General features: G+C 68.4%; 11 protein-coding genes and 1 pseudogene. 7 read left to right on the top strand and 5 right to left on the bottom strand.

Translation table 11 applies throughout. The features are described from left to right. Positions 1-13: 13 nt before the first annotated feature. The 3 genes and pseudogenes from KB879_RS20610 to KB879_RS20600 all read left to right on the top strand — a co-directional run bounded on the left by KB879_RS20610 (position 14) and on the right by KB879_RS20600 (position 2,905). Positions 14-823 carry an SDR family NAD(P)-dependent oxidoreductase gene (locus KB879_RS20610; RefSeq protein ID WP_041228802.1) on the top strand — a complete coding sequence of 270 codons (810 nt, stop codon included), beginning with the start codon at positions 14-16 and terminating at the stop codon, positions 821-823. Between the two features lie 33 nt (positions 824-856). Further along, positions 857-1,789 (top strand): annotated as a pseudogene (locus KB879_RS20605) (alpha/beta hydrolase fold domain-containing protein); the annotation flags it as partial. Between the two features lie 15 nt (positions 1,790-1,804). After that, the gene (locus tag KB879_RS20600; RefSeq protein WP_153953845.1) at positions 1,805-2,905 is read left to right on the top strand and encodes a 3,4-dihydroxy-2-butanone-4-phosphate synthase; all 1,101 of its coding nucleotides are present in this window, start codon (positions 1,805-1,807) and stop codon (positions 2,903-2,905) included. Between the two features lie 4 nt (positions 2,906-2,909). Here the strand turns inward: KB879_RS20600 and KB879_RS20595 are convergent, their stop codons facing one another. From KB879_RS20595 to KB879_RS20580, 4 genes are read right to left on the bottom strand one after another with little or no spacing between them, the layout of a single operon-like run. Then, positions 2,910-3,875 carry a hypothetical protein gene (locus tag KB879_RS20595; protein WP_013952273.1) on the bottom strand — a complete coding sequence of 322 codons (966 nt, stop codon included), beginning with the start codon at positions 3,873-3,875 and terminating at the stop codon, positions 2,910-2,912. Positions 3,876-3,893: 18 nt separating this feature from the next. Beyond that, positions 3,894-4,685 carry an SDR family oxidoreductase gene (locus KB879_RS20590; protein WP_153953847.1) on the bottom strand — a complete coding sequence of 264 codons (792 nt, stop codon included), beginning with the start codon at positions 4,683-4,685 and terminating at the stop codon, positions 3,894-3,896. Between the two features lie 33 nt (positions 4,686-4,718). Next, entirely contained in the window at positions 4,719-5,912 is a 1,194-nt protein-coding gene (locus KB879_RS20585; RefSeq protein ID WP_211979687.1) for a sulfotransferase, read from the bottom strand. Next, on the bottom strand, positions 5,909-7,027 hold the full coding sequence (locus KB879_RS20580) for a DUF1214 domain-containing protein (protein ID WP_211979686.1): 1,119 nt from the start codon (positions 7,025-7,027) through the stop codon (positions 5,909-5,911). The genes KB879_RS20585 and KB879_RS20580 overlap by 4 nt, the downstream gene beginning before the upstream one ends. 212 nt (positions 7,028-7,239) lie before the next feature. Here KB879_RS20580 and cysD point away from each other — a divergent pair, with 212 nt between their 5' ends. The 4 genes from cysD to KB879_RS20560 all read left to right on the top strand — a co-directional run bounded on the left by cysD (position 7,240) and on the right by KB879_RS20560 (position 11,982). Further along, positions 7,240-8,136 carry a sulfate adenylyltransferase subunit CysD gene (gene cysD / locus KB879_RS20575; protein ID WP_010814009.1) on the top strand — a complete coding sequence of 299 codons (897 nt, stop codon included), beginning with the start codon at positions 7,240-7,242 and terminating at the stop codon, positions 8,134-8,136. Further along, positions 8,136-10,070, top strand: a complete 1,935-nt coding sequence (gene cysN, locus KB879_RS20570; protein WP_013952269.1) for a sulfate adenylyltransferase subunit CysN — start codon at positions 8,136-8,138, stop codon at positions 10,068-10,070. Before cysD ends, cysN begins: the two co-directional genes overlap by 1 nt. A gap of 253 nt (positions 10,071-10,323) precedes the next feature. Further along, positions 10,324-11,463, top strand: coding sequence for a helix-turn-helix transcriptional regulator (locus tag KB879_RS20565; RefSeq protein ID WP_041228557.1), 1,140 nt, complete (start codon positions 10,324-10,326; stop codon positions 11,461-11,463). Between the two features lie 78 nt (positions 11,464-11,541). After that, positions 11,542-11,982 carry a nuclear transport factor 2 family protein gene (locus KB879_RS20560; RefSeq protein WP_013952267.1) on the top strand — a complete coding sequence of 147 codons (441 nt, stop codon included), beginning with the start codon at positions 11,542-11,544 and terminating at the stop codon, positions 11,980-11,982. A 45-nt stretch (positions 11,983-12,027) separates the two neighbouring features. On the opposite strand, the gene KB879_RS20555 is transcribed toward KB879_RS20560, so the two are convergent. Continuing rightward, positions 12,028-12,630, bottom strand: a complete 603-nt coding sequence (locus KB879_RS20555; RefSeq protein ID WP_041228556.1) for an isochorismatase family cysteine hydrolase — start codon at positions 12,628-12,630, stop codon at positions 12,028-12,030. Between the last annotated feature and the right edge of the window lie 23 nt (positions 12,631-12,653).

Raw genomic sequence — 12,653 nt, 5'->3', positions numbered from 1 at the left:
GAGAACCATGACCATGGCGGCAGACCCGCGGCAGCAGGCCGCAGTGATCACCGGAGCGGCCAGCGGCATCGGCCGCGCGCTCGCGCAGGCCCTGGCAGCGCAAGGCTACGCGCTGGCGCTGGCCGATATCGACGCCCGCGCGCTTGAAGCGGTGCGCGAGACGCTTGCCGGCCAGGGGGCAAACGTCATCGCCGTGCCTACCGATGTCTGCGACGTGCGGCAGATCGAGCACCTGTGCGAGGAAAGTTTCCTGCGCCTGGGCCGTGTCGACCTGCTGGTCAACAACGCCGGCGTGCTCGCCACCGGCCGCTGCTGGGAGCTGCCGCCGGAGGTGTTCGACCACGTGATGCGCGTCAACCTGTGGAGCGTGCTGCACGCGCTGCGCTGCTTCGTGCCGCGCATGGCGGCGCAAGGCGCCGGCCATATCGTCAACGTGGCCTCGATGGCCGGCCTCGCCGTGGGGCCTTGGCTGGCCCCCTACACGCTGTCCAAGCAAGCGGTGGTGGCGCTCAGCGAAGGGCTCGCGCTGGAGCTGCAGGCTGCGGGCCTGCCGCTGGGCGTGTCCGTGGTCTGCCCCGGTCCGGTGGCCACCGGCATCGCGGCCGGCCTGGACGGCGGCGGGCCGCAGGAGGTGGACCAGATGAACGGCGCGCTGCGCAGCGGCATTGCCGCCGGCATGACGCCGGACGCGGTCGCGCGCTACATTCTGGACGGGGTCTCGGCCGGCCGGTTCTGGATCCTGCCGCACGAGCAGGCCGTGCAAGCGGCGCTGGCGCGCGCGCAAGGCATTGCCGCCGGCACCCCGCCGGCGTTCGCGCTCTGACACCGATTTCCCCACTGCAATCCAGGAGACCCCATGCCGCTCGATCCCCAGGCCCGCGCCGTGCTTGAAGCCATGGCCGCCATGCCCAGCCCCGACTTTTCCACCCTGCGCGCCGCCGACTACCGCGCCGCGCTGGCGGCCATGCCCGCGTTCGCGCCCGGCGACACCGTCGCCACGCAGCAGGACCTCACCATCGTTGGCGCCGCAGGCCCGCTGCAGGCCCGCCTGTACCGGCCCGACGACAGCACGGCACTGCCGCTCGTGGTCTATTTCCATGGCGGCGGCTTTGTCCTCTGCGGCCTCGATTCGCACGACAACATCTGCCGCAGCCTGGCGCGCCGCAGCGTCGCGCTGGTGCTGTCGGTCGACTACCGGCTCGCGCCGGAAGCACGCTTCCCCGCCGCCGCCGACGACGCCGTCGCGGCCGTGCGCTGGGCCGCCGCGCATGCGGCGCAACTGGGCGCCGACCCGGCCCGGCTGGCTGTGGCTGGCGACAGTGCCGGCGGCAACCTTGCCGCCGTGGCCTGCCAGCAGTTGCGCGGCAGCGGCATCGCGCTGCGGCACCAGCTGCTGCTCTACCCCTACCTGGACTGCAGCGACGCCGCGGCCGCCAGCGCCAGCTATCGCGAATGCGCGCAGGGCTACTTCCTCGGCGCCGCGGAACTTGACTGGTATCGCGCCCAGTACTTGGCCAACCCGGCCGACGCCACCGATGTGCGCGCCAGCCCGCTGCACCAGCGCGAGCTGCATGGCCTGCCGCCGGCCACCATCATCACCGCGGAATACGACCCGCTGCGCGACCAGGGCGAGGCCTATGGCGAGGCCCTGCAGCGCGCGGGCGGCGGCGGCGCCGTGCGCCGCTGGCCGGGCCAGTTCCACGGTTTTATCAGCATGCAAGGGATGATCGATGCCGCCAGCGATGCGCTGGATGCGGCCGCTACGTCGCTGCGCCAGGCCTTTGGTGGCCCGACAGGAGGCAGCATGAGCCCCGCCACCCCCCTGCCGCCGATGGCCGACGTGCTCGCGGCGCTGGTCGCGGGCCAGCGTGTGCTGGTGATCGAAGACGAGACCGACGAAGCCACTGGCTGCGTCCTGGTTGCCGCGGAACGCGCCAGCGAGGCCGATGTCAACTTCATGGCCGCCGAGGCGCGCGGCCTGGTCTGCATGGCGATCACCGAGGCGCGCCGCGCGCTGCTGCAGTTGCCGCCGATGGCCGCAAACCACCGCCAGCGCGAGCGCTACACGGTGTCGATCGAAGCGGCCAGCGGCGTCAGCACCGGCATTTCCGCCGCCGACCGCGCGCTCACGCTGCGCGTGGCGGCGGCAGCGCGCGCGCAGCCGCATGACCTGGTCCAGCCCGGCCACATCTTCCCGGTGGTGGCGCAGCCCGACGGCGTGCTGCGCCGCGCGGGCTTTGCCGAGGCCTGCTCCGACCTGCCGGCGCTGGCCGGGCGCGTCGCCGCCGGCGCCTATGCGATGCTGCTCGATGACGATGGCGACCTGCTGCGCGGCCCCGCGCTGCTAGCCTTCGCGCGGCACCATGGCCTGCCGGCGGTTTCGATCAGCGGGCTGATCCACCACCGGCTGCTGACCGAAAGCGCACTGCGCCGCACGCATTCGACGGAACTGGCCACGCCCTACGGATGCTTCACCGTGCACGCCTACCATGACACGCCGGTCGATGCGCTCCATCTGGCGCTGGTGCTGGGCCAGCCCGATCCTGGGCAGCCGGTGCTGACACGCGTTCAGACCGTGGAAATGCAGCGCGACGTGCTGGGCTTCGGCACGCCGGCCCAGCCCGCGTGGAACCTGGAGCGCTCGCTCGCGCGCATCGGCGCCGAAGGTTGCGGGGTGCTGGTGCTGCTGGATGAACGTGAATCGCCGCAGCAGCGGCTGGACCGGCTGGCAGCGCCGGCCGCCGCCTCGCCGGCGCCGGCCTTCGCGCAACGCGCGCTGGGGGTCGGGGCGCAGATCCTGCGCGATGTGGGGGCGCACAAGCTGCGCCTGCTCAGCCATCCGGTGCCGTATCGCGCCGTCACCGGCTTCGACCTGGAGGTCACCGAGTTCGTGCCGCCGTGCTGAACTGTCAGGAACGGCAGCCGAAGCAATCGGCAAAGCTGCGCGTGAAGCGCTCCACTTCGGCGTCTGGCAGGTGGTTGATGCCGCCTGCCAGGCGCCGGCCGCCGCCGGTCTCGAAGCCGCGGCAGAAATCGGCCGCCCCGGTGGCGCTGTGCGCGGGCACCCGCACGCTGACGGCAAAGCCGCCGCCGGACTTCGGCGAGAGCAGGCCGATGGCGTCGCCGGGCCGGCCGCGCACCAGTTCATTGGCCAGCACGCCGATCGCGCGCCGCGCCCACGGCGCGTCCGGCAGCACCAGCAGCGCGGCGCCGGGCACTTCGTGCGCGGGCGCCAGGCAGCGCCCGCGGGCCATGTCGTCCTCATAGCCCTCGCACAGCACCGCATAGGCCCCGCATTGCGCGGCGAACGCCAGCGGGTCGGCAAACGGCAGCATGTGCCGCGCCAGCTCGGCGGGATCGAAATGCAGGTCCGCCACGCACTCGCCATAGGCGTTGTAGTTCAGGCACGTGCCCAGCTGTTCCAGCACCGCGGTTTCGCACTCGCCCAACCCCGCCTGCGCCGCCAGCGCGCGCGCCACGCCGCCCAGGTTGTCGCCGAACGCGGCGGTGATCGCCCAGCGCCGGTGGCAGCCGTCCAGGTGGCGGTCGACCAGGATACTGGTGCAGACCTCCGGCCCCTCGTCGATATGCGCGCGCAGGCCGGCATGCCCGGGCAGTTCGCCGGCATGGTGGTGGTCGAAGTAGTCCACCCGCGCACCGGCGCCGAGCAGCCGCATCAGGCCATCGCGGTTCTGCTCGAGCGAGATGTCCAGCGCGGTCACGGTGTCGCCCGGCCCGGCGTCGATGCGCTCGAGCAGCCGGATATCGCGCTTGACGCCGGTGACCAGCGTGGCGTCGCCGGCATCCGCCAGGCGCAGCTGCTGCAGGGCGCACAGGCCGTCGGCATCGCCGTTGAAGGCAAAGTAGCGTGTCATGGCAGGTGTGGTCAGGACTCAGGGCATGAAATCGCCGCCGTTGGCATCCAGCGAAGCGCCGGTGATGGCCCTAGCGTAGTCTGACACGAGAAACAGCGCCGCGCGCGCGCAGTCGTCGTCGGTCGGCATGCGGCCCAGCGCAATCTGCGCGGCCACCGGCGCGATCACGGTGTCCTCGCTCACGCCCTGCTCGGCCGCGGCGTGGCGCACATAGCCCTGCACCGGCTCCCCCCACATCCAGCCCATGAAGATGCTGTTGGCGCGGATGCCATGCGGGCCCAGTTCGCGCGCCAGGTACTTGACCGCCACTGCCAGCGCGCCCTTGGACGCCGCGTAGCCCGATTCGCCGGGCATCGGCTTGCGCGTGGCCTGGGTGTTGATCATGACAATGGCGCCGCCGCCCTGCGGCTTCATCAGCGCCGCCACCTCCTGCGTCAGGGTCATGGTGCCGAACACGTTGGTGTCGAACACCTGGCGCCAGACATCCAGGTCGGCCGCTTCCACCGGCTCGGGGAAGTTGCCGTGCTGGAAGGCGCTGTTGACCAGCGCGTCGATGCGGCCGAAGCGGCGCATGGTCTCGCCGGCCAGATGCCGGGACTGGGCCCGGTCGGTGATGTCGGTCACCACCTTGAGCACTTCGCAGTCGGCGCCCAGTGCGTCGATGCGGGCCTGGGCGTCGTCCAGTTTCGCCGCGGTGCGCGCGGCGATGGCAACGGCGCGGGCGCCTTCGCGCGCCGCCTCCACGGCCAGCTTGACGCCCAGCCCGGGGCCGATGCCGGATACGATGACGATCTTGTCCTTCAACAGCATGGTGTTGTCTCCTGTGATGCGCAGTGCGCTGTCTTAGTTTTGCTTCAGGATGTGCCGCGCGCGGTAGCCGGCGAAATCGCGTTCCAGTTGTTCCTGGCTCAGGCCGAACTGCTCCAGCGTATAAGCGTGCGCCGCGCGCTGGTTGCGCGGGTTGCCCTCCATCCATGCCCAGATGCCGGCGCGGGCGGACTCGGTCAGCGGCATGCCGGCAAAGCGGTAGACCGCCTGCGCCACGCCGAAGGGATCGCTCACCGTATCCTCGAAGCGCACGTCGAGGAAGCGGTCGGCAGGCAGACTGTCGCGCACCGTCATGGCATGGGCGGTGGCGCGCTGCATCTGCCCGCCCCACTGCCGCCCCACCGTGACGGCGTCGGGCGCATCGGCGTATAGCTTCCACAGCGTATGCGCCATGCTGGCCATCGACGGAATGGTCTGGGCGGGGTCGCGATGGGTCAGCACGACCTGCGCGCCGGGGAAGACCCGGAACAGGATTTCCAGCGTATGCAGGTGCTGCGGCGTCTTCAGCACCCACCGCTGCGCCGGCGCCTCGCCGCGCTGCCGCTTCTGCCACTGCAGGAACTGCAGCATGGTCTTCAGGTAGGCATAGACCTGGGTGCGGTCCTGCCGCGCCAGCCAGTCGGTATAGGACGGCACGTTGGCGTAGGAATCCATCGCGCACAGGAAGGAATGCTCCATCAGCATGAATTCCTCGTCGGCCGCCATGGCGTCGAGCGGATGGATGGCGAGGATGTCCGGGATAAAGCGGATCATCTGCGCCACTTCCTCGCGCGCCAGCCCGATGCGCCGGCCGGCGCCGCGCACGTCCTCGCCGGGCAGCGGCGCCGGGTAGCGCGTTTCCCACCACGCCGCCGAGTGGAAGCGCGCGTCCGTGGCCAGCATGCGCTGCAGCAGCGTGGTGCCGGTGCGCGGCAGGCCGACGATCACCAGCGGATCGTCGACGCCCTCTTCCAGGATCTCGGGATGGCGCCGGCAGTAGTCCTGGATCACCAGCCGGTTCACCAGTTGCGCCTGCAGCTTGCCTTGCAGCATCTGCGCGCCCTGCGGCGACAGCCCGGCTTCGCGTGCAAGCGAGTCGGACAGCACCTCCAGCGCCTCGCGGTAGTCGCCCGGGCCAAAGTCAGTCAGTCCGCCGGCCTGTTCGCTGGCCTGTGCCAGCAAGCGCTCCACGTCAAGCACCGTGGTGTGTTCGGATGCGATGGTGTTCATACGTTCTCCCTGCATTCATTCCTGAGCGATTCAAGCTTGACCACGCGCGTGCGTGGATGCACCGGCTGCGCCGCCCCCACCCAGCGCCAGCACATGGTGCCGTTGCGGTGGCCCGCGGTCTCCAGCCAGTTGGGCAGGCCAGGATCGCGCGCGCTGAGGATGACGGTGACGCCGCCGCTGGCATCCAGCCGGGCACTGTGCTTGTTCAGGCAGATGTCGTGGTAGCGGTAGTCGAGCGACTCCATCCAGTAGTTGTTGATCTGGAAATTCCAGAAATCGCAGGCCGGCACCCGGTCCACCTCGACCACCAGCGCTTCGTCGTCCGCCAGCGCCCAGCAGGAGTGGTAGTAGAAGATGTTGGGATCGCCGCCTGCGGCCTGGCATACGGCCTGATCGGCGGGCGGCAGTGCGTTGACATGGCCGCCATAGCCCTGCGCCCAGTCGGCGAAGATGCGCGCGGTGCCCTCGACAAAGCCCGCGGCGCGCAGCAGGCCGCCGTGCAGGCGCTCGGCATCGAGCACGGGCGGCTTGTCGCTGCCACTGAGGCGCTCGATGTGCAGTTCGGCCGGGGTCTCAGCCTTGCGGTCCATAAAGGTCTGCCGCACCACCAGCGCATTGGTGCCCGGCTCCATGCGCACCCAGTTGCCTTCGTGCTGGCGCGCGCTGAGGACGATTTCGAAACTGCCATCCGCCGCCACTGCCAGCTTGTTGCTGTCGAGAAAGCCGGTCTGGACCATGCGCCCGTCGGTTTCGTAGCCGCCCTTCTGCGTACCGAAACTCAGGTAGGCCACCGTGCCGCGCCGGCCGCGGATGCGGTACTCGGCACCGCCGTCCAGGCGTGCGTAGCGATAGAGATTGTCCGGATTGTCCGCGCCGATCTTGGCGGTTTCGTGCGACGGTGAGAAGAAGTCGGGAAACGCCGGATCGGCGAATTCCACATGCATCTCCAGCGCAATGCGCAGCAGGCGGCTCAGGTAGCGGAAGCCCTCGGCGCGCGTGAGCGCGTCCGCCGGCGCCTCCGGGCGCAGGATCTGCCGCCCGCTGCGCTTAAGGACCTCGCAAAACTCGGCCCAGGTCTGGCCGCACAGCAATTGTTCTTCGGCGGAGTTCGCCATCTGCCTGCTCCCGTGGTTCGTCGGCGAAGCAACGATACCCAGCGCGGGGCCGCCCCAGCCTCGTCCGGGTGGACTAGGAAATGCGCGCCGTGTCCCGCCATTTCTTAGTCCGCCCGGACGAAGTGGCGAAGGGCCCCGGCTCGCTACCTTGTGTCCATGCCTGACCGCCGCGACATCCCTGCACGGCGCCGGCAAACCAAGAGGAGATCCCGATGTTGACCCACCTGGAGCAACTGGAGGCGGAGAGCATCCACATCATGCGGGAGGTGGTGGCGGAATGCGAAAACCCCGTCATGCTCTATTCCATCGGCAAGGACAGCGCCGTGATGCTGCACCTTGCCATGAAGGCCTTCCACCCCGCGCGGCCGCCGTTCCCGCTGCTGCACGTCGATACCACGTGGAAGTTCGGCGAGATGATCGCATTCCGCGACCAGACCGCCGCGCGCCTTGGCCTGGACCTGCGCGTGCATGTCAACCCCGAGGGGCTGGCACGCAATATCAGCCCGCACGAGCACGGCTCCGCCGTCCATACCGACGTGTGGAAGACCCAGGGCCTGAAGCAGGCGCTGGACCACTACGGCTTTGACGCCGCCTTCGGCGGCGCGCGCCGCGACGAGGAAAAGTCGCGTGCCAAGGAGCGCGTGTTCTCGGTACGCACCGCCCAGCACCGCTGGGACCCGAAGATGCAGCGGCCCGAGCTCTGGCGCCAGTACAACACCCGCAAGCGCAAGGGCGAAAGCCTGCGCGTGTTCCCGCTGTCCAACTGGACCGAGCTGGACATCTGGCAATACATCTACCTGAACGACATTCCCATCGTGCCGCTCTACTACGCCAAGGAGCGCCCGGTGGTGGAGCGCGACGGCACGCTGATCATGGTCGACGATGAGCGCCTGCCGCTGCGCCCCGGAGAAACGCCGCAGCTGCGCAAGGTGCGCTTCCGCACGCTGGGCTGCTACCCGCTCACCGGCGCGATCGAGAGCGAGGCCGACACCCTCGGCGGCATCATCCAGGAAATGCTGCTGGCGACCACCTCGGAGCGCCAGGGACGGTTGATCGACAGCGACTCAGCCGGTTCGATGGAAAAGAAGAAGCAGGAGGGATACTTCTGATGGAAACCCTGATCGACACCGCGCCCGCGCTTGCGCAAGACGCCGCGCAAGCCACCGGCACCTCGGGCGAGATCGCCCACTACCTGCGCGCCCAGCAAAGCAAGAGCCTGCTGCGCTTCATCACCTGCGGCAGCGTCGACGACGGCAAGAGCACGCTGATCGGCCGGCTGCTGTATGAATCGAAGATGCTGTTCGAAGACCAGCTCGCCCAGCTGGAAGCCGACTCGAAGAAGATGGGCACGCAGGGCCAGAACCTCGACTTCGCGCTGCTGGTGGACGGCCTGGCCGCGGAGCGCGAACAAGGCATCACCATCGACGTGGCCTACCGCTTCTTCGCCACCGACAAGCGCAAGTTCATCGTGGCCGACACGCCGGGGCACGAACAGTACACGCGCAACATGGTCACCGGCGCTTCCACCGCCGACCTGGCCATCCTGCTGGTGGATGCGCGCCGCGGAGTGCAGACCCAGACGCGCCGCCACAGCTACCTGGTGGCGACGCTTGGCATCCGCCGCGTGGTGCTGGCGGTCAACAAGCTGGACATGGTCGACTACTCGCGCGAGGTCCATACGCGCATCGAGAACGAGTACCGGGAGTTTGCCCGGCAGATCGGCCTGACCGATATCACCTGCATTCCGATGTCGGCCCTGCGCGGCGACAACATCACCGAGCCCAGCGCCAATACCCCGTGGTACCACGGCCCGACGCTGATGGCCCACCTGGAGAACGTGCCGATCGACAATGCGCCCGTGCAGGGCGAATCGTTCCGGCTGCCGGTGCAGTGGGTCAACCGGCCCAACCTGGACTTCCGCGGTTTTGCCGGCACCGTCAGCGCCGGCGAGATCCGCCGCGGCGACCGCGTGCGCGCGCTGCCCTCGGGCCGCGAGAGCCGCGTGGCCGGCATCGTTGGCGCCGCCGGCGCGTGCGAGCACGCCATGCGCGGCCAGGCGGTGACGCTGACGCTGGAGGACGAGATCGACATCAGCCGCGGCGACGTGCTGGCCTGCCCGGAAGACCCGCCGGCGGTGGCCGACCAGTTCGAGGCCACGCTGGTGTGGATGAACGAGGACGCCATGCTGCCCGGGCGCCCCTACCTGCTCAAGCTCGGCACACGCACCGTGGGCGTGACCGTGGCGCAGCCCAAGTACAAGGTCAATGTCAACACGCTCGAACACCTGGCCGCGCGCACGCTGGAGCTGAACGAGATCGGCGTGTGCAACCTGCATCTGGACCAGCCGGTGGCCTTCGATCCCTACGCGCGCAACCGCGAGCTGGGCGGCTTCATCATCATCGACCGCCTCAGCAACAACACGGTCGGCGCCGGCATGCTGCGCTTTGCGCTGCGCAGGGCGCAGAACGTGCACTGGCAGGCCATCGACGTGGACCGCCGCGCCCATGCCGCGCTCAAGCACCAGTCGCCGCGCATCGTCTGGTTCACCGGGCTCTCCGGCGCAGGCAAGTCCACCATCGCCAACCTGGTGGAAAAGCGCCTGCACACGCTGGGCCACCACACCTACCTGCTCGACGGCGACAACGTGCGCCACGGCCTGAACAAGGACCTGGGCTTCGCCGAGGCCGACCGCGTCGAGAATATCCGGCGCGTGGCGGAAGTGGCAAGGCTGATGCTCGATGCGGGCCTGATCGTGCTGGTGTCCTTCATCTCGCCGTTCCGCTCGGAGCGCGACATGGCGCGCGCGCTCGCCGGCAACGGCGATTTCGTCGAAGTCTTCATCGACACGCCGCTGGCGGTGGCTGAGCAACGCGACCCCAAGGGCCTGTATCGCAAGGCGCGGCGCGGCGAGCTGAAGAACTTCACCGGCATCGACTCGCCGTACCAGCCGCCCGAGCGGCCCGAGATCCGCATCGACACCACCGTCGACACGGCGGAGCAGGCGGCGGAGCGGATCGTGGCGTGGCTGCGGGAGAAACCCTAGGCCGAACGGACGATGAGGCGACGGACGGGGTCGGTACGATGGGACAGGGATTCCTGCCCTGGACTGCCGCCACGTCTGGCGCAAGTCATTGCCTTTGCATGACCGATTGGATGCTCCCTCTCCCGTTTGCGGGAGAGGGTTGGGGTGAGGGCGGGAATGTCCACGATCGGGCTGGTGGTATGCCACCGCCGGCCCTCACCCCCTGCCCCTCTCCCGCATGCGGGAGAGGGGAGCAAACCGTCGCACCGCCATCATGCTGCCAGACCCCCTGCCGGCCGCCGAGCTGAGCGCCCTGCTCGCCCAGCTCTACCAGGGCCCGACCGAAGCCGTGCCCTGGGCCGGCTTCCTGGAAAGCGTGCGCCAGCGCCTGGGCGCCACCTTCGTCACGCTGGTGCTGCGCCACCCGGCCACCGACCGGCCGGGCCTGATCGTCAATGCCTCCGACTACGGCCCGCACCTGCCGGGCGAGCCCTCATACAGCGAGCAGTACTACGCGCTGTGCCCCTTCCTGGACCTGCACCCGGACCGGCTCTTCAGCGCCGACGAACTGTTTGGCGAAGCCGGCTGGCTGGCGCATCCGTTCTACACTCAATACCTTCAACCACTGGGCCTGCGCTATATCCTGGCGGCCAACCTGGTCACGCCCGACGGCGTGGAGTGCGCGCTGTTCATCAGCCGCACCGACGCGGGACAGGACTTCGGCGAGGCCGACAAGGCACTGCTGCACGGCCTGCTGCCGCACCTGAAGCGCGCAGTGGACCTGCATGCCGCGCTCGACGTTCTTGCTTCTGAACGGTCCCTGTACGCGGATGCCGTCGACCGGCTGCAGGTCGGCACTGTGATCCTGGACGAGCACGGCAGGACCATCCGGACCAACGACGTCGCCGGCCGCCTGCTGCAGGCGCGCGACGGCCTCTACCTGTCAGACGGCGCGCTGCACGCGCACTGCCCGGTGGAAAACCGCAGGTTCCGCAAGATCCTGGAAGGCGCTGCCCAGGCCCACGCGCTGGCCGCACCGCGCAGCGAAGTCACCACGCTGAGCCGGCCCGCCGCGCCCACGCCCCTGAGCGTGCTGGTGCGGCCGATCCCGCTCAGCTATCGCAGCGAAGACAAGTCACGCCGACCCGCAGTGGCGGTGTTCATCCGCGACCCGGCAGGATCGCCGCGCAACACCCACGCCAACCTGCGCAAGCTGTTCCACCTGACCCCGACCGAGATCGAACTGGCTTTACTGATGGTCGACGGGCTAACGCTGGATGAAGCCGCGATGCGGCTTGGCGTCAAGAAGAACACGGCGCGGGCACACCTGCGGGGCATCTTTGCCAAGACCGGGGCAACGCGGCAGGCGGTGCTGGTGAAGATGTTGCTGTCCAGTGTGGTGGGGATGGGGTGAGGGCTTCTTACTCCAAGCGGACGATGCCGGAATATCGCCGGACTGCTTTAATTCTCCCAATCTACCGGAGACAAGTCGATGACCGACGATGCAGTGCAGCTTGCCAATCTCCTCTACATCTATGCCGAGCGCATGGACGCCGGTGATCTGCCCGGGGTCGCTGCACTGTTCGAACACGCAGAGATCGAAACCGGAGATGCCGTGCAGCGAGGTTCCGCGGCCATGCTGAAGCTCTGGCAAGCCTATGTGAAATTGCACGCAGATGGAACGCCCAGAACCAGGCATGTCATCAGCAATCCGATCATTGAGATTGCTCCGGACCGCCTGACAGCGACCGTCAGATCGTACTATACGGTCCTTCAGGCAACCGACCGTATCGCGCTGCAGGTGATCGCGGCCGGTCGCTATCATGACGCCTTCGAAAAGGTCGAGGGACGCTGGCGCTTCAGTCGCCGCAATTATGCGGTGCTCGATCTGAGGGGTAACCTGACCGATCATCTGCTCGTGCCGTCCGCCTGAGGGATGCACGGCGGCATTCCGGGCAGGACGAAATGCCAGCAAATGCTAGGCAAGCAACCGCAAGGCATCAGCGAGCGAGAGCACCGTTGTGCGCGAATCGAACGCGGTTGAAAAGAGATGATCGTGCACGACCTGATCCGGGTCGGAGCAGCAATCCTTGACCGTGAATAAACGGAAGTCCGCATCGCTCGCGTACGCGACCGACGACAGCACCACACCGGTCGACGCAATGCCCACCATAAGCAGGGTATCGATACCCTGCGCGGAAAGCCGCACCTGCAGGTCGGTACCAAAGAACACGCTGGCACGATGCGCGATGATGAGCGGCTCAGTGGCCTGCTGGCCGAGTTCCGGCGAGATCTGGTCGTCGACGAAAAGACCAAGCTGCTTGATTCCCTGCCCGTTCCTGTTCAACGGACTGACTTCCGGATAGCCTGGAGCAAAGTGGATCTTGGCGAAATAGACGCTGACGCCCCGGGCACGTGCAGCGTCACACAGCTTGCGCGTATTGGAGAGCAAAGCGGGCGCGACCGAGGGAAATAACGCCAGGATGTCGGTCTGGTAATGCATGACCACCAGCGCAGTTTTCGCTGGAACGATTGCCGGAATCTGCATGGTCACGCTGTGCGCATCAGCGGCGCTTTCCATGCCCTGTTGATGGCCTGCTGAAC

The sequence above is a fragment of the Cupriavidus sp. KK10 genome, from assembly GCF_018223725.1.
GTDB lineage: Bacteria > Pseudomonadota > Gammaproteobacteria > Burkholderiales > Burkholderiaceae > Cupriavidus > Cupriavidus necator.
This window is presented reverse-complemented; position numbering and strand designations above follow the sequence as displayed.